This window comes from Nostoc sp. (assembly GCF_036916985.1).
Lineage (GTDB): Bacteria > Cyanobacteriota > Cyanobacteriia > Cyanobacteriales > Nostocaceae > Nostoc.
Genome location: NZ_JBALFD010000058.1, coordinates 1 through 24,063 on the forward strand (window position 1 = coordinate 1; position 24,063 = coordinate 24,063).

The 24,063-nt window shown below is 37.9% G+C and carries 19 protein-coding genes and 4 pseudogenes; 7 read left to right on the forward strand and 16 right to left on the reverse strand.

Features of this window, described 5'->3' with window-relative positions; translation table 11 throughout:
• Positions 1 to 122: 122 nt before the first annotated feature.
• The 5 genes and pseudogenes from V7L07_RS19490 to V7L07_RS19510 all read right to left on the reverse strand — a co-directional run bounded on the left by V7L07_RS19490 (position 123) and on the right by V7L07_RS19510 (position 1,627).
• Complete coding sequence (locus V7L07_RS19490) at positions 123 to 608, reverse strand: DUF3368 domain-containing protein (RefSeq protein WP_152590993.1); 486 nt, start codon at positions 606 to 608, stop codon at positions 123 to 125.
• Positions 605 to 883, reverse strand: coding sequence for a UPF0175 family protein (locus tag V7L07_RS19495; RefSeq protein ID WP_104902113.1), 279 nt, complete (start codon positions 881 to 883; stop codon positions 605 to 607). The genes V7L07_RS19490 and V7L07_RS19495 overlap by 4 nt, the downstream gene beginning before the upstream one ends.
• Positions 884 to 1,025: 142 nt before the next feature.
• A complete protein-coding gene (locus tag V7L07_RS19500) occupies positions 1,026 to 1,211 on the reverse strand; it encodes a hypothetical protein (protein ID WP_335060578.1) in 186 nt (61 codons plus the stop codon).
• A pseudogene (locus tag V7L07_RS19505) lies at positions 1,135 to 1,350 on the reverse strand (DUF1392 family protein); the annotation flags it as partial. The pseudogene V7L07_RS19505 and the gene V7L07_RS19500, both read right to left, overlap by 77 nt.
• 76 nt (positions 1,351 to 1,426) lie before the next feature.
• Positions 1,427 to 1,627 carry a hypothetical protein gene (locus tag V7L07_RS19510; protein ID WP_335060580.1) on the reverse strand — a complete coding sequence of 67 codons (201 nt, stop codon included), beginning with the start codon at positions 1,625 to 1,627 and terminating at the stop codon, positions 1,427 to 1,429.
• Between the two features lie 142 nt (positions 1,628 to 1,769).
• Between V7L07_RS19510 and V7L07_RS19515 the strand changes: the two genes are divergently transcribed.
• The 3 genes and pseudogenes from V7L07_RS19515 to dinB form a co-directional block, all read left to right on the forward strand.
• A complete protein-coding gene (locus V7L07_RS19515) occupies positions 1,770 to 2,354 on the forward strand; it encodes a DUF2786 domain-containing protein (protein ID WP_335060582.1) in 585 nt (194 codons plus the stop codon).
• A gap of 245 nt (positions 2,355 to 2,599) precedes the next feature.
• Entirely contained in the window at positions 2,600 to 2,860 is a 261-nt protein-coding gene (locus tag V7L07_RS19520) for a hypothetical protein (RefSeq protein WP_335060584.1), read from the forward strand.
• 135 nt (positions 2,861 to 2,995) lie between these two features.
• Positions 2,996 to 3,754 (forward strand): annotated as a pseudogene (gene dinB, locus V7L07_RS19525) (DNA polymerase IV); the annotation flags it as partial.
• 7 nt (positions 3,755 to 3,761) lie between these two features.
• Here the strand turns inward: dinB and V7L07_RS33520 are convergent.
• Positions 3,762 to 3,854: pseudogene (locus V7L07_RS33520) on the reverse strand (IS982 family transposase); the annotation flags it as partial.
• 168 nt (positions 3,855 to 4,022) lie between these two features.
• On the reverse strand, positions 4,023 to 6,545 hold the full coding sequence (locus tag V7L07_RS19530; RefSeq protein WP_335060587.1) for a hypothetical protein: 2,523 nt from the start codon (positions 6,543 to 6,545) through the stop codon (positions 4,023 to 4,025).
• A gap of 773 nt (positions 6,546 to 7,318) precedes the next feature.
• Between V7L07_RS19530 and V7L07_RS19535 the strand changes: the two genes are divergently transcribed.
• The 4 genes from V7L07_RS19535 (at position 7,319) to V7L07_RS19550 (ending at position 12,649) form a co-directional block, all read left to right on the forward strand.
• Entirely contained in the window at positions 7,319 to 7,546 is a 228-nt protein-coding gene (locus V7L07_RS19535) for a hypothetical protein (RefSeq protein ID WP_335060589.1), read from the forward strand.
• A 151-nt stretch (positions 7,547 to 7,697) separates the two neighbouring features.
• Entirely contained in the window at positions 7,698 to 10,577 is a 2,880-nt protein-coding gene (locus V7L07_RS19540; RefSeq protein WP_335060591.1) for a GAF domain-containing protein, read from the forward strand.
• A 45-nt stretch (positions 10,578 to 10,622) separates the two neighbouring features.
• On the forward strand, positions 10,623 to 11,594 hold the full coding sequence (locus V7L07_RS19545; protein WP_335060593.1) for a CHAT domain-containing protein: 972 nt from the start codon (positions 10,623 to 10,625) through the stop codon (positions 11,592 to 11,594).
• Positions 11,595 to 12,337: 743 nt separating this feature from the next.
• Positions 12,338 to 12,649, forward strand: a complete 312-nt coding sequence (locus V7L07_RS19550) for a hypothetical protein (protein ID WP_335060595.1) — start codon at positions 12,338 to 12,340, stop codon at positions 12,647 to 12,649.
• 12 nt (positions 12,650 to 12,661) lie between these two features.
• Here the strand turns inward: V7L07_RS19550 and V7L07_RS19555 are convergent.
• The 9 genes and pseudogenes from V7L07_RS19555 to V7L07_RS19595 all read right to left on the reverse strand — a co-directional run.
• A pseudogene (locus V7L07_RS19555) lies at positions 12,662 to 12,988 on the reverse strand (transposase); the annotation flags it as partial.
• Between the two features lie 2 nt (positions 12,989 to 12,990).
• Entirely contained in the window at positions 12,991 to 15,066 is a 2,076-nt protein-coding gene (locus tag V7L07_RS19560; RefSeq protein WP_335060597.1) for an NACHT domain-containing protein, read from the reverse strand.
• The gene (locus V7L07_RS19565) at positions 15,054 to 16,166 is read right to left on the reverse strand and encodes a VWA domain-containing protein (protein ID WP_335060599.1); all 1,113 of its coding nucleotides are present in this window, start codon (positions 16,164 to 16,166) and stop codon (positions 15,054 to 15,056) included. The genes V7L07_RS19560 and V7L07_RS19565 overlap by 13 nt, the downstream gene beginning before the upstream one ends.
• Complete coding sequence (locus V7L07_RS19570) at positions 16,156 to 17,070, reverse strand: AAA family ATPase (protein ID WP_335060600.1); 915 nt, start codon at positions 17,068 to 17,070, stop codon at positions 16,156 to 16,158. The genes V7L07_RS19565 and V7L07_RS19570 overlap by 11 nt, the downstream gene beginning before the upstream one ends.
• A complete protein-coding gene (locus V7L07_RS19575) occupies positions 17,058 to 18,152 on the reverse strand; it encodes an XRE family transcriptional regulator (RefSeq protein WP_335060602.1) in 1,095 nt (364 codons plus the stop codon). Before V7L07_RS19575 ends, V7L07_RS19570 begins: the two co-directional genes overlap by 13 nt.
• A 57-nt stretch (positions 18,153 to 18,209) precedes the next feature.
• Positions 18,210 to 19,559, reverse strand: coding sequence for a hypothetical protein (locus tag V7L07_RS19580; RefSeq protein WP_335060604.1), 1,350 nt, complete (start codon positions 19,557 to 19,559; stop codon positions 18,210 to 18,212).
• 5 nt (positions 19,560 to 19,564) lie between these two features.
• Positions 19,565 to 20,626, reverse strand: a complete 1,062-nt coding sequence (locus tag V7L07_RS19585) for a trypsin-like peptidase domain-containing protein (protein ID WP_335060606.1) — start codon at positions 20,624 to 20,626, stop codon at positions 19,565 to 19,567.
• A gap of 22 nt (positions 20,627 to 20,648) precedes the next feature.
• Positions 20,649 to 23,807: an NACHT domain-containing protein gene (locus tag V7L07_RS19590; protein ID WP_335060608.1), complete on the reverse strand. Its 3,159-nt coding sequence runs from the start codon at positions 23,805 to 23,807 to the stop codon at positions 20,649 to 20,651.
• Between the two features lie 81 nt (positions 23,808 to 23,888).
• Positions 23,889 to 24,062, reverse strand: a complete 174-nt coding sequence (locus V7L07_RS19595) for a hypothetical protein (RefSeq protein WP_335060610.1) — start codon at positions 24,060 to 24,062, stop codon at positions 23,889 to 23,891.
• Between the last annotated feature and the right edge of the window lies 1 nt (position 24,063).

Here is a 24,063-nt window from a genome sequence, read left to right on the forward strand (position 1 = left end):
AAAAACGAACGCAGATAGAGCAACAAATTGAGTTCTCTTGTGTCACTGTTTTCTCAACTTGAGACTCTGAAAAGTTTTCTGCACCACTAAGCACTTGGGGATAGGTTCATTGTCAGATTGTTTTAAATTTCTCTTGCTGTAATCAGAGCATAATCATAAATCTTTGGGCTGATTCTTGTTCCTTTACTCATTAAATCATCTAAAATATTCTTGACATTATCAATCAAACCTTGCTCTTTTGCTAAGATAATCACTCCAACTAAACCAATAATTGGCAAGCCTCTACTAATAGCAACTTTTCTCCCAGCTTTTTCATCAATTAAAAGTTGATCTGCTTTTAATTCTTCTGCCAAAATAATTGCCGAACATTCTCCTAAATCCAAGTCGGTTTCTAATTGTAATTGTTCAATGAGTTGGTTATTACTTATAGAAAGAACTTCTAGCCATAAGGCTGATTTTACAGCTAAAACTGCGGGATGATCCCCCGTTGTTAATTCTGCATAGACTTGTTGAGGAATTATTACTCTACCAAAAACAGCCTGAAGCAAGTCTAATCTACCAACTTTAGAAAGTTCACTTAATGGGGTTGTATCTGAGACAACAATCATAGATTATTGCCTTGTAATTTCACTTTTGCTTGATTAACTTCTTGCTGAAATTCCTCTAAAGTCATACTATCGTCAAATAGGGATATTTCATGCTTAGACATTAAATCTATTACGTCTAGTCTAGGAATTCCTAGTAATTGACTAGCCTTACCACTGCTAATTTCTCCATATTTAAGTAGAGTCATCACATAAGCTTCTTTGGCTTTAGTTTCTGCTTCTTCTCTAATGGTATTATTAACAGAATGAACGGGAATAGTAAATTCTACTTTAGTCATAATTCCAGAATATTTTCTTTGTAATGTTTCATTTTCAACAGGGTTGATATTATATAATATATCGTTTTTCTATCGGCTAAAGTCGAGTTATTCGGCGATTCCAACTAGTCAATTTTACTACGGTAGTATCAAGTGTAAACTGTCATACTCGCACCCTCTCTAAATCATAGTAAGTCACTCGTGCGATGGGCGAAGCCCCGCCAAGGGCGATCGCATCTCTGAAAGTAAAAAGCTCGTCACGGGGGAACGGCTTAGAAAATGGGGCAGGCTTTTTGGGGGTGCTTGTCTGCGTAGATGGAGGATCGGTTGGGTACGAAGCCTGCCCCATTTTCTCTGACGCTCGAAAACTCGCTAACGCCAGATGCGTCACCGTTTTCAGATATTCCTGGGGACATCCATTCGATGCAGTAGAACCAGCAATCGCAAATCAGTTGAATGCCCTGGACAATCCTTGCTGGTGGCCCATTCGCGTTGAGTTGGACTTTTTAGCAACCTCTGACCGCAGCCGTTATGCCGTGAATTTCAGTTACTGTCGTAAGGATTTCACAAGCTCATCAATGACTGCAATTGTGTGTCTGAATTATCTCCCAATTCCTGTTGTAATTGGGATAGTTGGTTTTCTAACGCTTCAGCAGTCTGAATGAGATTCGAGTCTTGGGCTATTTTTAGCTGGGTTTCTTTAATAGAGATTTTTCTCACTAGTTCATTCACTGCATCGACTGAATCATCATTTTCAGTAATCATGGCTTCATCACGAATATCCGTTTCTAGCAGGAATAATTGCTACAAAGCTTGCTATGTATGAATAAAAAATAGCTACATTTTTCATTTTACACAAGTATATTAAAAAAGATATTTCCTTTCAAAACTTGCTTGAGTGATACGAATGCAGACACAGGTGTTAGAACTAGAAAAAATCGCTGACAAAATTAGAAAACTATTCGCACTGAGCCAATCTCCCAACGAAGCAGAGGCAAGCGCCGCCGCAGCTAAAGCCCAAGAAATGCTAACCCGGTACAATTTATCGATCGCCTCACTTCAAGATTGGACACCTCAACCACTAGAAGAAGAAGTCATTCGCCAGTTCAAACGCATGACCTCATGGAAATTTATTTTACTAAGTGGTGTTTGTTGGGGGAATTACTGCTGTGCGATCGCTAGACACTACCATAGCGGGTCTAAAATGATTATTTTAGGGCGAAAAGTGAATATCGTCTCTACTCGGATTCAGTTTGAGTATCTTGAACAAACTATTGAACGACTGGCAAAACAAGCCGTAGGCGATCGCGCTTTTAGAAATGCTTTTAAATTAGGTGCTGCTAATAGACTTGTAAATAGGATTCTTGAGAATCGTGAACAACAGAAAAATGGAGGGATTGCTGGAACTGCTGAGTCGGTTGCAGTACCCGCAATCATCGTGCAAGCACTCTACGAAAAGCTGGAATCTGAGTTAGAAGCATATCTAAGATAATGTAAAAGTTAAACAAATGGCTTTACCATCGTGTGGTTCAAAAGACGGATATTTCTCTGGGATATCTGCGGCTGATTCTGTCTCTCTTAATCGCCAAGTTAATAGCAGTCAACAGCACTATCTACCAGGTTAATTAAAGCGTGTCAGAAGATAGCGGCAGTGATGAGAGTAGATTTTGGAGTGATTGACTATGGTGCGTTTTTGATGATAACCAATCATTAATTGATAAAGCATTTCTGTTCCTGATGGATTACCGCCAACGCAGACGTATCAAAGTTTGGGGTAAGGCAGAATATGTTGAAGGGGATAGTGCTTTAATTGAGCGACTTCGCATCCCTGGCTATCCAGCAAAAGTTGAGCGAGCTATTCTATTTCATGTCGAAGCTTTGAGTGAGAATTGTTCTCAACACATACCTATCCGCTATTCTGCTACCGAGGTTGAAGCTATGATGGCTCCCCTTGTGGCTCGAATTGAAGAGTTAGAACAGAAATTCGTTGGGGAATAATGCAGATATGGTATTTGAACCAGATAGTGCTAATGTACTATAAGACTGATAATATAGTATTTTACTAAGCACTAGTTAGCCTAACTTTCTAATGCTTCACTCTGCTTTCAAGTGAGAAAGATAATTCACGTTGATATGGATGCCTTCTACGCATCGGTAGAGCAGAGGGACAACCCTAGCTACCAAGGCAAACCGTTAGTCGTCGGTGGCAGCCCGAATCAGCGAGGCGTAGTTGCAGCAGCCAGTTATGAAGCCCGTAAGTTTGGTGTTCATTCAGCAATGCCTTCAGTAACCGCTTTTGCGAAATGTCCTGGGCTTATCTTTGTCAGACCGAGATTCGACGTTTACCGAGAGATTTCCGCAGCAATCCACGCTATATTCAAACGCTACAGTGATTTAGTGGAAGGAGTTGCACTAGATGAAGCATACCTTGATGTTACTGAGAATAGGCAAAACATCCCCTACGCTTCTACTATCGCAAGACATATCAAAACTGCGATTTTCCAAGAAACCCAATTGACGGCAACCGCAGGCGTGTCAATTAACAAGTTCCTAGCGAAAATGGCATCAGGGCAGAACAAGCCCAATGGACTAACAGTGATTTTGCCAGAGCAAGCGATCGCCTTTGTAGAGCAGCTGCCGATTGAAAAGTTTCACGGTATAGGAGAAGTGACGGTGACTAAGATGCATTCGCTTGGCATTCATACTGGCGCAGATTTGAAGGGGCGATCGCTCCTGGAGCTAACACACCACTTTGGTAAAGCAGGTAATTATTACTACAAGATTGCCAGGGCAGAAGATGACCGCCCAGTTGAAGCAAATCGAGTTCGCAAATTGATTGGTGCAGAAACCTCGTTTGCTTGGGATTTAAGTGAGCGCCATCAGATGCTACATAAACTCGAACAAATTGCCACAAACGTTCCCATGAGCAGCAAAAGTCATCGAGATCGCAAAAAATCTGCGTTATATCCAGCCGAGATACAATGCATTCCATCGCTGAGACATCCTTTTTTTCATGTAATTACAGTCTCAGCTTTTTTTTGCACCTTTTTCAACCCGTCGAACTCCTAAGAAAACGCAGTTTTCTTTCGCCCTTCCCGCAGGTGCGCCTTCCTTAGAGACTCACGTTAAAGTAAGGATGATTGCTAGAGTTGCAATTAGCTTAAACTCGACCAAGCCAAGCTTTTTTTTCAATCAGTTCGGCGATTGGATGTTTAGTTGTGGCTCCAGGCTCAGTATCGCGATGCCATTCTTGCCAAATACCTGCGGCGAGTTGAGAAAACTCACCCCCTACTTGATACCAACTAGGATTATCTTCTCTACTCCATAGTTTACATAGCAAATCTAAAACTTTCTCAGATGTGAGATTTTTCATGGGGTTTAATTTGTTTTCGTTTGATTTAGTTAAGCTATCTTCTTCTCTAAAGACCCTACTAAGTCCTTCTTTGACGCTGAAATTGCTCAACTTATCCGAACACCTGGAAATATTAAAAAGTGCATCACAAATACGCCTATTCAAGCTTAGATATACAGCGCCCTTGAGTGCTTTTAAAAAAACCTCCAACGCATTGGTAACATCATCTTGAATTAATAATAAATATTCTCCATCAAGCAAATAAATTTCTGAAAGCACGGCTTGCCAAAAATTATTACTGTGACCAGCAGTTAAATCAGTTTTAGCAAGTTTATCGGCAAACTTGGATGCCTGTTTTGGCAAATTATCTTCTCCAAGCCTGATCCAAGCTCTTCCTGCAAAAGCTAGCCATCGAGAAGCTCGTTGAGCTAAACCAATGCGTAATGCATAGTGAGCTGCTCTGAGAAAATTTTCTGCGGCTTCTGAAAGAGAACTTTTATCATCAGAAAGATAAAACTCTATTCGTGCAACATTTCCATACATTTCAGATAATGCTAGATACACATCCCAACCAGGATCTTTGTAACAAGATCCTCGTTTAGTTGCATCTCGAATTTTACTGTCCCAGATTTCTAATCCCAGCCACTGACTTCTTTTGCTTTGATCAAATAAGTTCTGCTCATGCCCACAAGAAAGCTGGTACAGGTAGACTTCTGATTGAATCAGAGCTTGGATAGGAACAAGCTCTTGCTTGACTTTCTGATCTTCCTCAAGGACTTGGTTCATTTCTTGAATGAGCAGTTGTGCGTTACGGATGTTTCCTTGAAAATTGGATAGTCTAAGCTCTAAGCGTTTTGTCAGAAAATAGCAGCGATAGAAGTTGAGTCGATATGAAAAGTAAATATCCTCTTGAGGAATTTTACTCAGTTCCTCTCTGGCTGTGTAAGCAATTTTCTTAATCTCAACCGTTTGGCATTCTTCATCAAGAAATTGAAATTTTTGAAAAGCTCTTCTGGCTTTAGTTAATCGCTTTCTCAGATCAGAGAGAGCCTTACAGGCTGAAGTATAGATTTGGATATCTAGTTTGCCGGATGTACTTTGATCGGCTATCCATTGCTTGGCAGCATAGATGATCGCTTGTAGCATAGTAATCATTGAGTCGCGATCAACCCAAATTCCTTGATAATGTGGTCTATTACCGATAATTACTGTTGTTTCAACTAAAGAGTCAATACTGCTGTCTAAAGTTTTGGTTGAGATGCCGACGTTAGCTACATACTCTGCCAAGCCCATGTGTAGGCTCAAAGCACCTATAGCATTCTCAACGATTGTATTGCCAGAAGTGTACATCCATTCAATCATCTCGTGAGATTTGCCATCATAACTAAAGCTACAGGTTACTAAAGCCATAATTACGGGAGTGAGGGAATCCAGAGACTTGGCTTGTGGTTGCATTGTCAAGCATGAACCTGGAGTTTTGAGAGCACACTCTGCTTGATGACCTATTTGTACGAATTGGGCGTATAAATCACTATATTCCTTTTCTGCATTAACATATCGAGATAAGGTTTGAAATTCTGTCTTTTGCACTCTAATGTGAAGGTTAGGGAGATTTTTTAGCATTTGCTCTTTGATCGCAATGCTGATGAATAATCTGATAGCTTCTTGCTGGGTAAATTTTGTCTTACCGCCAGCTTTAAGCCTGTCCCTAGTCCGCTCTAGCTTGTCAATTACTTCCAGTCTCAGTTTTAAACCAAGTGTTGGGTGCGATTCCCAGAGATTATCAATCAGGGATGTTAAATAGTCGTTCTCTTGATATTTAAAATGTCCTTTGTTAGCAATTGCTATTTTGTTATTTGCGATCGCTAAAAACTCTTGAGTCGTAGGTACTAAATCTTCAACCTCTAAAAACTCAAGCAATGCAACTACTTGAGCAATTTGAAAAAACCTTTCTTGGCTGACCTTAATAATACTAGCGTTATTGGGTAAGAAACCGGCAGACTCCAATAGTTCGTCAGTACCAATCTCTCCCAATAATTCTCGTAGTTCCTCAGCATGGGGATGAGACTCGATGTCTTGGGAGTTTTTTTCACCCTCTGCTTTTGATTTTCTTTTCGATGGTTTATGGTTTTGCAGAGTTTTGCAAAGTTTTATTAAGCCTTGACGGTTAACTGGCAACCTTTTTTTTTCCTGATTGAGAAATTCAATCACAACTGGTCGGCTAACATCCATCCCTTTTGAAAGTTCTACCTGGGTTGCTCCCATTTTTTCTAGGAAGAAGTGAAGCATCTTCCTGAGTTCTTCTTGGTTTTCAATACTTTCTTTACTCATACTCTTGATTCCAGAACTAGTATCTGTCAACATAATTTACAGTAAACTGGAAATACATTTATTATTTGTAATATTTTATACATAAAATAACATATATATATTTTTTTTCCGACATATCATTTAAAATATACCTTTTTTCAATATACCCTTCTTATATTGTATATATAGATACATTTTGCTAATAACTTCTTGTTTTACATTTACATGTACATAAGTGTTTGCTAATCAATTATGTTCCCTTTCTTCAGCAGTAGAAAGTTCTCTTAACACTGTGAAAAGAAGATAGGTAGGTTGAAACAAGTCAATCAAAGTGGATTAATAGAAATTCAATGGGGCCTAGGTCAAGGCCAAGACAAAGTTGAGTGTTGCTGTGAGGATGTGAAGAATTTCCTGATTCCGTTACAAGACCTAGCTTTTTAAACATGCGGCATCTTCAATAGGAGAGTTAAAACGGTTTTAGTATTTGCCATTGGTAGCCCACAAAATTAAACTTTATTTTGCAAGTGATAGGAGCATAACTCTACCACATGCATTTTTGGGCTTGATCGCACTTCCATGAAAGTATTTGCAAACAATTGAGGTAAATATTTGTTCACGAAACATCGATAGAGATCACCATATCGATGCCGCAGCTTTGCATGTTCGTTGCTAACAGACACCGCCAATTGATTAACACTTGGAGAGTCCAAAATGCATAAATTTGTGGTGTGAATTAAGCTTTTACCCATGACACATAAATTGAATTACAACTAATCTGATTGGAGTTTATAGGCATGACACCAAAACACTATAACTTGCTGTTACAATTTACTGCTCAGTTCCTAAAATATTTTTTGCTAGCACTATTTACTTTTGCGATTATGTCTATTTTATTCATTAGTTTTGGCGCTTTACATATTGTTGTAATGCTACTACCCTTTGCAGGCAATTGGTTTTATAAGCTGGGAATTATCTTGTTGTGTTTAATCACAATAACGGTCATCTTAGAATCTTGGCGTTAAATATCGCATTACCCAAAACCCAACAGGGTAAACAGTTATGGAGTGCATTCGTCCTTGACGTGGCGTAGGTATCGCCTGCGTTCTCCATCAAGGAGCGATCAGCGCTCGCTACACCCAACCTTTAGTAATTCATCACTCACAGGAAATATGTATGCACAATTCTCAACATTTACCAGAAGACTTCAAAGCATTTGAACAGCAAATTCTCCAAGCTGAAAATCAAATAGCCAAAGCTACAACTGAACTCTTTCACTTAGAATTGATTCTTGATCGCATTTGCCATGAAATTCAAGATTCACTGGGCTTTGATTTTGTCAATATATCTCTAGTCATGCCTGCATCAAACACTATTGAAGCAGTACATGGAATTGGCATTGGTAAAAATTGGGTGAATCGAGCCAGACATTACCTTGAGGACGATCCAGAATTACGAGATATTCAAGCAGATATAGTTAAAGAATGCCACACTGAAATTATATCGGGACAAAATGAAAGATTTGATAGTTGGATATTTGAAACATTTGACCATCATAATCTTGTCCGCATTTTTACGCCGATTATTCTGATTCGAGATGAAAGCGGCAAAACTCTAGAGAATTGGTTTGAAAAGTATGATTGGGAAGAGAATTTCGTTCCCAATCAAGTTGGGATCGAAAAGCAACATACTATTATTAGCATGAAGTCGGCACCAGGTTATGCTCCGCCTAAAGTAATTGGCTCTGTAGAAGCAGGTTATGAGAATTGTGACACCAAAATTACCCATCAACAAGCGATCGCTTTAGCTAAGCTTGTTGCTCGCAGAGCGTTAGATATTCGTAAAGCACGTCTGCGTTACGTATTAGAAACTGTTGCTGAAAATGCTAGGCACATTTTAAAAGCTGACTTCACTACACTACACTTTTTGTGGGAACCACAGAAAAACCATTATATTTACGAAGTTTGTGCAGGCTGTATTGACCATTTACTGCTCAAAGACTTTCCACCGCGCAACCCAAGTTTAAATGGGTTAGGATGGCAAGCTATTATTGAGGGTAAACCTAAATTTTTACCGGATTTACCAAAAGCAAACGAAAATTCACAGCCAAGCTCTTTTAACCCAATAGCTCTTAAAGAAGGTTCTAGAACTTATGCAGCTTTTCCGTTATTACTAAATGGTAGCAACGCAAGTATACAGGAAATAACTGCCCTCGATCGAGATGGTGGTAATCATCATCAACATAAAACTAGCCAAGGGCAACTAGAGCCTATTTGTGTAGGAGTTTTATACGTACACTTTCAGCGCGAACATCAATTTAGTCAAGGAGAGTTGCAATGGGGAGAACTGTTCGCTAGTCATGCAGTTGATGCCATTTGGCACGCAATTACCTATCAACAGATGCATGATAAAGCGCGTCAATTAGCCACTATTCATTCAGTTGCTCAATCACTCAGTCGGATACCAGAAAATGCTGATTTATTAGGACATATTGCCTGGAACACTTTAAATGTCCTTGCAGCTGATGTAGTGACTATTTATGCATATATTCAGACCGAAGATCATTTTTTACCTGAAGTTAGTTATGCAGGCCGTCTGAAAGAAGAGCAAAAAATGAAAGATACAAAGCTTGATAAGCAAGATGTACCATTTTTACTGATTGGGCATGGAGAAAATATTTATGCTTCAATAGTCTCAAATGAACCTATTTTTCAAGATTCAGCTTTTAGTCAACGAGAAAAAATTCAGTCCGTAGCTGGAGTTTTACTCAGGGTAGAGCGAGACATCGTTGGAGTTATGTTCATTAATTATCGGCGGACTCATGATTTTTCGGGCGAAGAGAAACAAATTATTAATACTTTAGCTTCCTCCGCCGCAACTGCTATTAAAAATCAAAGATGGTTACAGACATTAAGCAGTATTGACCGCAAGATTATTACTACATTAGAAGAAAATGAACTGTTGAAATTGATTGTACAGCAATCAGTACAAATAACTGGAGCAGAATTAGGAACCATTCGGTTGTTAGATCCTGTTAATAAATTACTAGTCACGAAGGTTAGCTATCCTGAAAGCATACCAACTAGTCAAGCTCAAAAATACGGCACTCTAGACAAAGGAATTACAGGTTGGGTTGCAACTCATCGTCAGCCAGCATTAGTGAATGATGTTCAGTCCGATGTCCGCTATCAACCCTGCTTTAATAATGTACGTTCAGAATTATGTGTTCCTTTGTTAGATAAGGATCGTGGTGTAATTGGCGTACTTAATGTAGAAGGGCGTAAACCAAAAGAATTTGACCAAGGGGATTTACGCAGGTTAGAAGTTTTAGCCGATCTCGCAGTTATTGCGATTCAAAATGCAGAAACTAAGGAACAACTTGTCAAAACAGAAGCAATAGCTACGTTAGGTGAATTAGCAGGCCCATTAGTTCATAAGATAAATAATTATGTTGGTGCTATTCGTGTATGGGCCCAGGATATCTTTGATGAAAATGATGATTGTGCTTGCAGCAAGGCATTAGAAATTATATCCTTAGCAAATAAGGTTTTAGAGGATGCTGAATGTTTGAAGATTTGGCTGCAAGAACAACGTCAACCTATTAATCTCAAACAAGTAGTAATTAAAGCAGTAAATCGGATGCATATAAGTTCAAATATCAAGCAAAATTTGAACATTTCCGCCAGTTTACCTGAAGTATTTGCAGGTAAACAGCAATTAATATATGTCTTCGATAATCTGATCCAAAATGCTGTAGATGCCATACTAATGAAAAGTGAAATAAAAGGTGAGTTATCAATTGAGGCTAGAACTGACGAGGAAGGTTTTGTGAAAATCATTGTTAATGATTCTGGTGTAGGCATTGCACAAGAAAATTTAGAAAAGATTTTCCAGCCTGATTACTCAACAAAGGATGCTAGAAGAGGTATGGGTTTTGGATTATGGTGGACAAGATTTTATGTTGAGCGATTAGGAGGAAAAATATTAGTAGATAGTAGCTTTTATACAGGAACAAAGTTCTCAGTGATATTGCCAATCTACAAATCGGGTATGTAAGTTTGTAAAAGCAAGTATAGTTACCAAATTCATGAAGAAATTTAGATGAGAGATTTAAAAGTGCTTCTAGTTGAAGATCACTCAGAATGGCAGAGTATTCTTCAAGAAAAAATTCGTCGTGCTCTGCAAGATACTAATCACTTAGAGGTTAGGGTTTTGAGAACTTTTGATGAGGCTTATAAATCTCTTAACGAAAGCCAATGGGATTTATTAATTACTGATATTGGTCTGGGAGATTCATTTGTATCGTCACAAAAATTGGGAATTCAATTAATTGAATTAGCTAGCGAACGACAGATACCAGCAATAGCAGTGAGCGGAACACCTCATCTAACTACTCAAGATTCTGCTGATTTAGTTACAGAGAATGGAGCCATTTTTTTTAGTAAGCAAAAATTCGATAGTAAAAAGTTTGTTGCTAAAATTCAGTCTCTTGTGCGTAATAAGGAGGATTTGAAGATGAAGATAATCTTAATTCTGGCATCAAGTCCAGTTAATGAAGCAAGGCTTCGTTTAGACAAAGAGGTACATGAAATTGATGAAGGTTTACGTCGTTCTCAGAGGTGTCATCAATTTAGATTAGACCAAAGATGGGCTGTCCGGGCTGATGATTTGCGTCGAGCTTTGCTAGATATCGAGCCACAAATTGTCCATTTTTGTGGACACGGGATTGGTGAAGACGGACTGTTGATCCAAGATGAAGATGGCAATTCAAAGCTTGTAAGTACAGAAGCTTTAAAAATATTATTTGAATTGTGTGCCAGTCATGTTGAATGTGTTCTGCTCAATGCTTGTTATTCTGAGGTACAGGCAGATGCTATTGTTGGACATATTAATTATGTAATTGGTATGAGTAAAGCTATTGGTGATAAAGCTGCAATTAAGTTTGCTACAGGATTTTATGATGCCATTGGAGCAGGTAAATCATTTGAGACTGCTTATAAGTTTGGTTGTAATGCGATTCAATTAGAAAATATTCCAGAGCACTTAACTCCTATACTGAAAAAGAGACAATAGTTTAATAATGTCCGATCAGCGAAATTAGAATCTCCCAAACTTAGATTGTGATTGGATGGATAATACCTTGTAAAGGGCGATCGCTTGATTATTGCCCCACAAAGTATTTTTGTAAGTCAAGCAGGTACAGAATCACCAAACAAACCCTTGTAAGCTTCAGCAGCTTCATTGCTAAAACCTAGCGTGGTAAAACTAGCTAGAGCAAAAACTTAAACGTAGTAAATTCGTTATTATTGAAAATTTTGGTTTACCTACTTACTCCTATTTCAATCATGAAAAATCTACTCTAGCAAGTTTTACCACTCTAGGTTATAGTTCCTGGAAATCATGACCTCAACTGGGAATTATCAGAAACTGCTTATACTTTCGTTCCGAAGCGCAAACTGCCTAATCCCTTACCAGAAGGTAAATATATCGATGCAGGTAGTGCTGGTGCATTAATCTGTGATGAGAATGAGTATAAAAAACGGTTTGATTACTTTAGCGATCGCTTTTATAAAAAAATTTACAATAAACCCTATCCCCAAGAATACGACCAGCAAGCAATTATTCACTCTTGTCCTGAAGATAAAATCCTCTTTTTAGGGCTTAATTCCTGTTGGGAAATTGACCACGAATATAAAAATCGCGCTGGTATTCATCCTAATGCGATCTCTAGTGCGCTTGACCAAATTCTCATAGGAAACTACGACTGCTGGCTGAAAATCGCTGTCTGGCATCATCCAGTTAATAGTGCTGAGTCAATGAAAAATACAGCTTTTCTAGAACAGTTAGCAGTTAATGATTTCCAAGTTGGGATTCACGGACACATCCATGAAGCAAAAGACGAGAATTTTCAGTACGATGCACGGCGTGGTCTCAAAATTATTGCTGCTGGAACTTTTGGCGCACCTGCTAAGGAGCAGGTTACAGGTATACCACTTCAGTACAACTTGCTAACTCTTGACCCAGAAAGCGGAGTAATGACGGTTGAGACACGTAAAAAAGAAAAAGCTGATGGTGCATGGTCTGCGGATGCTCGTTGGGGCGATAAGAATAATCCAGTGCCCAGGTAAGCTATTCCACATTTAACTTGCAATAGTAATATTGCCCTTATTCTTAACTTTTCTTCCCCATTTAATAATTAACTCTCCTTGATTTAACAGCTTATCAAGTAAATTTCTCAGTTCATCGACTGATTTAAATAACCTGTGTGCTATATATTCTTTAGCTGAATGCCATACCAATTCGACCAAATTCATGTCTGGGCTATATGCCGGCAGAAAATCTAGTTTAATGTTTGGTAACTCTTTCTCAATCGCCTCTACAATTACTTTCTTTTTATGGTAACTAGCATTGTCCAGAATAATTAAAATTAATGGGCCATTCTCCGAAAAATTAGATTCTATATTTCCTGCTATGCTAAACTAGCGAAATACTCTTGAAATGCAGGATGGAAAAATTCATATACCCCCTGTCTATAATTTTCCCCATCGACACCTACTTTATTCAACAATCCTAACCGTAACGCCAACTCAAAAAGAGAATCTGGATTATCCGGCTCACCTAAATACTTGCATACAAATTGCTGGCTTAACCGAAACTTTGTTACTTCCTGCTCAAACGCATCTTGCGCTAATTCAACTAATGCTGCGTTCAACTGTCTGCGTTGCTCTGCTGTGGTTGCAAACACATCCTTCTTCCATTCATAAAAATCTGCTACAAACTGCTCGTACAACCCTGCTTTTGTTTTTGGTAAATCCCCCTCACTTAAATACCAGTTGGAACATAACAGCCTCAGTCGTAATGGGTTTTTTACTAAATCTCGAATTCGTTCATTCCCCGATTCTCTTAATGCTGCACATAATTTTTGCCCTGTCTGGGTTTTTACTGAAGCTAGAGGGCTAAACCAATTGTTGATAAACTGCTCTACCTGTTGGGGGTAGGAAAACTCTACGATGCGATAATTATCAAAGGAATCTAAGGAGTTACTACTACTATCCCAAAGATTTAACCGACAGGAAAGGACAATCCGGGACTGTTGTAGTAAAGTTTCTGTGCGAAATTTCCGCTCAATCTCTCCTAATGGGTTACTCACTATCCCTTGCATTTCATCCACCCCATCTAGGAACAGCCACACCAATCCCTGGTTAAACTGAGCCACAAAATCATCTTTAATTTGGGTTGATGCTTGAGCTTGTCCACATCTTCGAGCAGCTGCTTGCAACCATACTTCTAATAAATATGATTTCAGGTCACGCGATCGTAAATCAGCCAGAGACACCCAAATCACAATCGACTGCTCTATTTCCTGTGATACCCATTGAGCAATCTGTTGCAAGAAAGTTGTTTTTCCCGATCCTGGTTCTCCAATAATCGCAATGCGTTTTCCCTGACTTTTGGGGCTTTGTCTATCTCTAAGTATCTGCTCTAGAAATTGTTGATGTTCAAACCTTTGGGTAATTTCTATTTCGCGATAAAGCTCCGAACTTTGCTCAAGTGATACATCTTGAGATATTCGAGGTTGCTTTTTACGCTCTACCAGACCTAATGGTACATACACCTGTTCAGTTCGATAGGTAATTCCCTCTCCCGATGTTAGGGGGTTTGTGGTAAGTCTCTGCTGTCCGGACAGAATCTCGTGGCTAACTGTTTGCCAGTCAATATTAATCACCTCACCAATAGTGCTATGCTCATCTTGAATTTTTCTAAGAGCAGCTAGTTCTTCTACTTCTAGATGATTTCCTTGTTTTTTATCAATAGTAAATTTTTGCTGACGTGACAAAGTTAGCTCTGGTGGAGGAGTTAAGTTAATCCCGGCAATTTCGATATATTCAATATCTACAAATAAATTATTTAATTTTTCTGTTGCGACTTCATAATGTTGATTTACATAATTTTTTATTCCATTTGTATATATTAATAAAGGTTCAAAACCAGATTTTAATAGAGGTTCTGTATAACTTTCAACCAGCGAAGCGACCCGTAACACTTCATACGTATCTTCTTGTTGCATCCTTTCAGATAATCTCTGGGCTAACTCCCGCGCTGCCTCAATCGGCTTAGTATAAACTAACGCTGTCCACTCCTGTGCTTCTCGTAAATCCCGTGTATCTGTGTCATCATCAGTCAATCGCTGTGCTACATAATCTAGTAAAAATTCTCCCAAATCATCAAAGCGTTTCTGTTCAAACTGCTCCTTCAATTCCCGCAACAACAGATTTCGATCGCTAATATCCATCTCATACATTTCATAACCCACTTGCCGACACAACCGCGACAGCAACACATGAGCTACCGCAGTCCAAGGGGCTTCTGGCACAAAGTTTGCCCAAATTTGGTAGAGTAAATCGGGTGTAAGTACCAAAGGAAACGCCGCATGACGAGCCAAGTTGCAGTGTGCTTCCCCAAACTGCTGGGCAAACCCTTCAATTCGTCGCTGGGCAATCCTGACTGCACGGGTTTGGTTAATATCTGCGGTCACATCAGCCATGAGTATATAACCTCCCCTGCAATATATCGACCCCGCAACAGACTAATTGCCGCATTCATCCCCTGCGAACTCATTTCAAACATCGGTACAAAACGGGTAATCTCTCCAGCAGTAGTTTGCCACCAGCATTCACTAGGCATCGGGTTGAGCCAAGCAAAATAACGCACCGATTGCTGTAACTGGTCAATCCATGCCTTAGTATTGTCAACCCGTTCTTGGTCAAAATTCCCCCGTGCTGCGCCAGCATCGCTAATAATTAATACTGCCGCTCGTTCGCCAATTTCCTGCAACACTTCAGAAACAGTCTTGGCATCAAGCATTGCCGGATGACGGTATAAGTATTCATCCGGGTAGTCGTGAAAGTAAAATACATTAGTTGTTCTCAATCGTCCTCCCCGTTCTGCTGTTTCTACCAATTGCCGCGATAAATCGTGAAATGGCACCATTGAGCCTTCCTGGTCAATTAGTAACACCAAATCAGTGCGATTTGTACGCGGTGGCATCAGTACAGGTTGGAGTAAAGTACCTTCACGCCCAATTTTTGCTACCGTCGCTTCGATATCTAACTCTGTGGCTACTCCTTGGCGCACTGGACGACGTAGGTAACGCCAGCATTGCTTCATTTGTCGTTTGGTAACGGGAAAATACTCTGTCAAAAGCATATAGCGGGGGCGTTTTATCTCCCTATCCGCACGACTAATCCGCACAGCTTGGACTGCTTGTACTGGTTCTGGGGTGATAGTGGGAGTTATCTCTAAATCAGGCAATGGCTCATCAATTGAAGGTGTTTCAACCTGGGAAACCTGTAAATTTTCCGGTGTAGGTTTGGAAATATTATTTTTTGTGCTTTTATCTTCCTTCCTTGATTCTGCTGGAGAATGTCGCCACATCTGCTCAAATAAGCGACGAATCAGGCGATTTTCCTCCTCAGACTTTGCCCATAACATGCAGCAAAGCTGCTCTAATTCTTGTTTATTGCTAATTCCAAAACCCGCTTCTAAACTACGTACAACCACTAAGTATTCTTCAACCCCCAACGGCAAACCATGCCGCCGTAAGCTGTTAAAAATATCTAACAGTGGTAGTTCTTCAAGCTTCATATTTCAAATACCGCAGATGGTCTTCCCATTTTTTCAACAGAACTTCTGGAAAAGGTATTTCTCCCTCCAACTGCTTTAACACCTCATCTTTAGGAAATTGCCGCAAAACTGCAAACCAATCTAGCAACTCACTGGTGCTAACTTTTTTACCTGCTTTCCCCTTCTCCATTTTATGCCGCAATTCGCTAAAACACTTCACCGCAGCTTCCACCAAATCAGAGGAAGATTCCAAAAAGTGTGACTTGACAATATTAGCTAACTGTGGATAAGGAAACTGAATATAATAAAACAGACAACGCCGCAGGAAAGCATCAGGTAAATCCTTTTCATCGTTGCTGGTAACGATGACAATGGGAGGGTAATTTGCTTTTACTTCTTCTCCCTTCTCTTCAATCGTAAACCTTTGCTCATCCAACTCTCGCAATAAATCATTGGGGAAGTCAATATCAGCTTTATCAATTTCATCAATCAGCACTACAGCGCGTTTTTCATTTTTAAACGCACGTCCCAAAGGCCCCAGTTTGATGTAATTGTCTAAATTCTCGACTTTGGAATTGCTAGCTTCCCCCATGCGAGCAAGTTGAGCATCGTGCAAACGACCAACAGCGTCGTAAGTGTAGAGTCCATCCCTGGCTCTAGTTGTAGACTTAATATACCAAGTTTCGTAGGGTAAGCCCAACTCGTAAGCTACTGCCTGCGCTAAGGTGGTTTTACCACATCCCGGTTCACCTTTGAGCAATAAAGGACGTTTTTCTAAGAAAATGGCAAGGTTAACTGCTTTAATAAGTTCTGAAGATGGCAAGTAAGGAGAAAGCCCATACTTTTGACAGTCTTGGGGTGAAATTGGCTTGCCTGCATAATATTGCTTCCCATTGGCGGTGAGTACACTTGCTAAATCAACCATTTCGCCAAGCCTCCTTCCCAACTCAAATCAAAGTGCGTGCAAATTTCTTCATAGACAAATTGAGGAATGCCGTTATCGGACTTTTCCCATAATCGCTGATAAGTTAAATCAGCAGGGATCTGCAAATCACGAAAGACTTTCATATCCCTTAGCCAATCTTTTAAGATATCGGGTGGAAACGGACTAAGGGGTGGCAAGTAGAGGGGAATTCGGGGATATTCCGGTTCATCAAATTCCTTTGCTAGCATGACTTGTGATTTACAAACACTGCCACAATTATCAACTAGGAACATCAACAAATGCGTATCCTTCAGTGGTGGACTGAGCTTTCCCCTATCTACTAACGGTTCCCAAAACTCCTGAAGCCAGCCTACAAGAACCTTTGGCGGCATAGAATCAACTTTTTCAAAGATGAGAATGACATCTTGAGTCTGCCAGCGATCGCAAATTTTATCGATAATATGTTCTGGTTTAGTATCTTGAGGCAGTACAAAGGAACGAGCTAGTTGTTTCCATAAGCGTTCAGTACTGCGGTAAGCTGCATTAATGGTCACATCATTTTTAATTGGAGAGTTATTCTTCCATGCTGATTTGATCCGGAATAAACGAGTAACCAGTAATTCCTGCCCACAGCCAGGTTCCCCGTGAACCAGGAATGCAGCTGTTCGATGTTGTTCCAATACATCTTCCACTAACCGCACCTGCTGTTTAAAGTCTATTTGCAGCAGTAAATCAAACAGTAAATGTGGTGGTGTAGAAATAGTTTGGGTTGCTGCTGGCGGTAGAAATTCTACAATCAGTGCATCGATAGTAGCTTGGACATCAATGCCCACATCCTCACGAATTACCTTTAATAATGCACAAAGTGCGGGTTTACCAGAGGATATTTCACCATAAACAACTAATTCATTCACTAAATTAGGAATAAAATCATTTGTAGGTGTATTAAAAGCTAGCTGATACTGAACAGGCGTATTAGTCCCCAATGCCCTGAATAAATACCCCCGACGCTGGCTTTCATTCTCCATCCGGGGTCTAAGCAGGTGTAATATTTTTTGCATTAATTCGCTGTTTACAGACATCTATTAAATCTATGCACCAAACCTTAATTATTGTGTGAGTAATCCTCAAATTGCTTACTACTCTGTCTCATCTGTAATACCTTCAAGAAAGCCAATGATTGCTTTACCCCAAGGTGTTTCTTCCACAAAATGCTCACCAGCTTTGAGAGAACCTTTCTTCACACCGTTCCATAGGCGTTTGAGACTCCATATCTTCTGCCATCTTTGGGGTTGAGTACGCTGGATTTCTTTAAACTCAGCATCAATGATAGCGGCTGCTTGCTCCTCGCTGGCGTGAGGATATTGCTGTTGCAATTTTTCGATCAATTGTCTCAAATATTCCAATGATTGCTTGATATCTTGCTCATTAATATTGTTATTCTCAATGTAAGTATCAACTTGCTCAAAAATTTGCACTCTTTTGGCGTTGGGAAAGTTATATTTAGACTGTTGCTCTGGCATATTTTTGATAATTTTATAAATTTCTTCTAATCTTGATTCTAATCTACCAAAATTCTGAATACTTGCTTTTGTATCGTTATCTAAATGAATAGATGGAGAACGATAGGTATATATAAAAGATTTTAAATATTCTAATCCGGGAAATACTGAATCTTCCATAATCACTACAGGGGGAAGTAATGAAACTGGATTGTTATGGGTATAGATTTGCTTATATTTAACATCAATTACCCAAAGAACAAGGACAGCGCTTCTTTGCCAGTGAGAGATTTTTGTCTGCTTTTTAATAAACTCTATTAAAGAACGAGGACATTCATCTTCAAACACCAAACCCAAAAGACCATTTGGCATTCTTGGCCCAGGTTTTAAACCAAAATCATAAGATACAATTTGCGTAATGTTGAAAAACTTATCACGTAGATCCACAATCTGCTTTTCGGTAAAGTCATCAGCTTTGGTAAAAGCCACTAAATCTACTGATAGGGGAGTTTCCTTCAAGCCTATAAAGTTAAACTCTGCAAACTCTTCGTTTCGGGATAAGTCATAAACTTGTTTGTCACTAATCAAACGGGTTCGCAGTTCAGTAATGAAGCTCATTTGCTTGGATCTGCTATGTTTATCAGTTTCAAATGAACTTGACTTTTCTTTTTTTGTTAGTTCTTCTATAATCTTTTGCTGCAAATTATCAATTTCTAGCTGTTTGTCTACACCTACATTTTCACGAATAACTTCTAATAATGCACAAATTGTAGGCTTTCCAGGGGCAATTTCTCCAGATAATATCAGTTCATTTACCATTTGAGGAATGAATACATCTACAGGTGTATCCCATACCAGACGGTTCAAAACGGTTGCATTAGTCCCTAAAGCAATGAAAAGATAAGATCGACGTTGTTGCTTATCCCACATAAATGGTCTAAGGACAAGCAATAATTCTTGAATGATTTCCCCATTGAGTTCTGCCATCTAAATTATCTCTGTAATTTCGCATAAATTTCTGGTGCGTTGTTTTTTAGGTCATTTAATAATGCGATCGCACTCGTTCCTGCATTACGTAAATACCTTTGTTGGGTATTTGGTTCTACCAACATACCACCGCTATGGTGAATACCAACCACCTGAAAATCATCATCAAAAACAGGCGACCCCGATGAACCTGGTTCTGTACTAGTAGTATATTGCAATACTTGATTATCGGCGTAAGCAACAAAGTTATTCTGTATAGAGATTTTCTTTAAATGCCCACCTGGGTGCTGAATAATTGCTACGCGGTCATCTCGCCGCATTAGTTTATTCTTGAAGATTAAAGGCTTGCCGAAGCTGGGTACTTCTTTCAAGGTTACTACTGTATAGTCCAATACTTTGTTAGTGTAAAAAGCACCTCCGGCTAAAGCTCCAATAGTCTGTGTTGGGCATTGCTTACCTTGAATATCCAGTTGGTAGTTAAAGCTAAAATCACTTTTCTCTCCTAGTTCTTGACTATTAATAACGTGATTGTTCGTCATTAATAAATCAGGTGCAATCATAAACCCTGTGCCTAAACCGTCTGGAGTGGCGATCCGAACCACGGCTTTTGAAGCTTCCAGAGCCAAGTTTAAAATGTATATATCGCGTAACGTATTTTCCCCAATAATTTTTTCTTTAATATCAGCCGTACTATCCATTCCCTTCCAATTGTGAATTCCACGGCTAGGACTGACTGGAATATCAAGTGGGTAGTTCTGAAATAGTTCTACGATAAAGTCTTTATCTTCATCCCCAGTGTAAGGCTGAATATAGTTGAGGAATACAGCCAAGGCTTCTTTATCGTAAGCAACTCGCCCAAATTGAGCCAAAAACCGCACAACTTCTACAGCAACAGCCATCGGTGTACCATCCAAATCTAAACGCGCCAGCATGACATCTGCTTGAGCTACACCTTGTAATGCACCTGTGACTAAACGGCGGCGATCGCGCACGTTGGCGAAGTCAGCTAAGTTCTGGACTATTCGGGTAAGGTGTTGGAAGTCTGGTGTTGATAGTTGTATGGTCATGATTACTTATTTATATTACTCTTTAAAAAAAAGAATTTATAATAGTTGCTGATTTTTTTATTTTGTTACGATTGCCGTCTATACAATCAAATACAAGACTATGTGCATCATAATATTTTTTGATAGAAATTATGTCAGTTTTTGAAAATTGCCAATCATAACCTATATCAAAATTTTTAATCATCACTTCTCGAAGACTAGCAATCCAAATCTTTCCAGATGACTTCCACCATTTTTTTAATCCTTTATTATTATAAGCCTTTGTTTGAGATGATAATTGATAAGTAAGCTTTTCTATATCTTGATTGTCTTCTGTAGAAAGAATTAAACACTTCTTTATTTCATTGATTGATTCAGGATGGTTATTGATAGCAAGCGAAAGAGTTCGCATAAGAGAAATTTCACTCAATAATTTACGCTCAATATCTCCAATCTTAAGATCATTAAGTTTATCACTTTTATATTTTAATAATGAAAAAATAGCTTTAAATTTATTATCGATTCTAGCTGAAAGCGGCTCATCAAAGTTACGTTTACCTAAAATAATATCTGAAAAAGTAGGATCTAATATAAAATAAAAGGCTCTGGCTGCTGTTAAATCAAAATTTTGATAAAGAGGGTTAGATTTGCGATACACCCATTTAATATAGTTTTGAAACTTATAATTATTTTTGGCAAAATCATTAATTTTATTTGTCATAGATATTAATAAATTATCTGGATCTTGCATAATTCCAGTAGCTATCAAAAAAACTTCACGCCAGCTTTTACTTGTAATATTACTCAAAACTACATCAGAATCATCAGGGTTAAAATTATCAATTAATGCTTTAGCTGTAAAATACTCCTGAATTGTCAGTTGACAGAAAGAATATATATTCCTTGCTCGTTCTACTAATATTCCATGCTGAGATTCAATAGAGCGCAAAACAGCTTCGGAATCTTGATGTTCTATTGCAGATTCTTGCTTACTTATTTTTTGAAGATAGCTATCAATATAATTACAGATTTCTTGCTTTTTGAAAAAATAACGGCGTTCTTCAAATGTTTTATATGCTATCTGAGTTAAAAGCTCTATTTTATTTTTTAATGGTAAGTTTTGATAAATTTCATCTCTGTTAATACGCTTTGTAATATCCCATTTTTGAAGCAGAATATCTAATGCCTCTTCATACAGTTCAGAACGGTTAAATGGAAATTTGCCTTGTGTATCAAAAACAAGACAAGCTAAACTTAGTAGTATTGGTGTAACGACTAATTCTTTAATAGGCATATTTTCTGGAAGTTCTAATTGCTTTATAAAACTTGTTGCCTTTTTTTCGCTATTTTCTTCAGAAGATATATTAATAGCTTCAAACCAATTTTTGGCAAAATTTTTAATTTGTATTTCATTAAAATCAGCGATTTCAACATATACAAATTTTTCAAACTCATCACCAACAGCTGCAATACGACAGGTTAAAACAATTTTATTTTTGAAGTACATTTTATAAAAATCTTCAATTAAATTTTCAATATTTCGATGGGCTTCTTCTGAAACTTCATCTAATCCATCCAATAGAAGTAATATTCTTCCATACTTTAATAAATCGTTAGTTTTTAAGCCATCTATCTCATATTTTTCAAGCTCTGAAATAATATATTGTGCTAAGGTTAAACTGTTTTTGTTTTGATAATCAAAGAAATTTTTTAAACGAATAAAAATAGGTAAACGATCAGCTTCAAATTCTCCTTGGCTACAACGAACTGCTATGTGCTGTAGAAACGAAGTCTTTCCTGAGCCTGGTTTCCCTAAAATCATCAACTTATCATGCTCCTCTACTGCTTTTAACCCTGGTACTTTTGCAGTACGAACTTCACCTAGCCCCCACCGATTAAACTGATCAGAACTAGAATCATGTATTTGGGGTAAGTTAGGTAAATCAATTCGCCTATATCGAACTGGTTCAGTCAAAATATTTACGTCAACGTACAAATTACTTAGTTCAATAGGTCTAGATGTATTTAGAATTCTCAGAGTGCCACATTGCTGTTTAACAATTTGACGATACTTGGCTTTTGCTTGTGGTAAATCTTTTGAAAGTATGTTTAGAAATTTATTATCAATAATTGAAAAAGGCTCTAGTTCAATTTGTGAACAAATATATAGAAAAACTTCTTTTTTTAGAGGCTTACATTCAATAAAAGCCTCTATTGTTTGTAGAGAAATACTTACATCTTGTGAAAGAATAATACTTAATTTTTCTTCTATCTTCTTTTCCTTGGCTTGATTACGTTGATATTCTAATTGTTCTTTAGCAGTCTCTAATTTTTTATTTAGTATAGTTTTTTGCTTTTTAATATAAGCATCTATTTTATTAATAAGCTTTGCTCGTTCACTTGAAATTGGCGTAAATAATCCAATAATCTCTTTGAAAACTATATTTTCTTGCTCATTTTTATCATTTATATGTTTTGAAATTTTTTGTAAACTTTGATTAATTATTTCTCGAATATACTTTTTAATGCAAATTTGTTTTTGCAAAAAAACATACTGCAAAAAAGGAACTTCATTTCTTTTTAATGAAAATTTAAGATGTAATAGACAAAATTTAAATTCTTTTACTACTATATTTTTCGTAAGAGATTTATAAAATTTTCTCTCTTCGCTTAAAACATAAAATTTTTCATTTAAAGTTATTTTGAAATTTTCGGCTTCAATTTTAATGTTTTCATAATTAATTTCTGCCTTTTTTAAATCATAATTTAAAGAATAATATTTTTGAAAAACTTTTTCTTCTAATGCTTTAAAATTATCTACTGATGCCTGAAGAAGCCGGATGTTGTCTAAAATATTAAAGCCTAATATATTGCCTTGAAATGAAAATTTTGTTTCAATTAATGGGTGTAAATCATCAATACGTTTTTGTATATCCACACCAACTTGATATTGTGATCGTACATATTCCAATAAAGCCCAAATTGCTTGTTTTCCTGATGCTACTTCACCATAATCTGCAAGCTTACACACCATATTTGAAGTGAAACTTTGCGGATTACCGCTCAAATCGATATTTTTCAATACTGGTGCATCATTGCCAAAAGCTAAATTTAAAAGTGAAGTACGGTTTTTTTCATCATTCATCAAAGGTCTGAGTATATCTACTATTTCATTAAAAATTTCAGCACTAAGTTTTAACATTGTTAAGCACCATACTTGTATAATTACAATGAAGCAAATAATTTATGATTGAATTAAGAAGGTTAACTTATCAATTCGTTTTTATATATCCACACCTACCTGAGATCGCAAATATTCCAACAATACCCCAATCGCTGTTTTTCCTGGTGATAAGTCGCCATAATCAACAAGCTTACACAACATATCTAGAATAAAAGTAGCTACTGCACCACTGCAATATATCAATTGCAGTGGTGCATCATTATCCAAAGCCAAA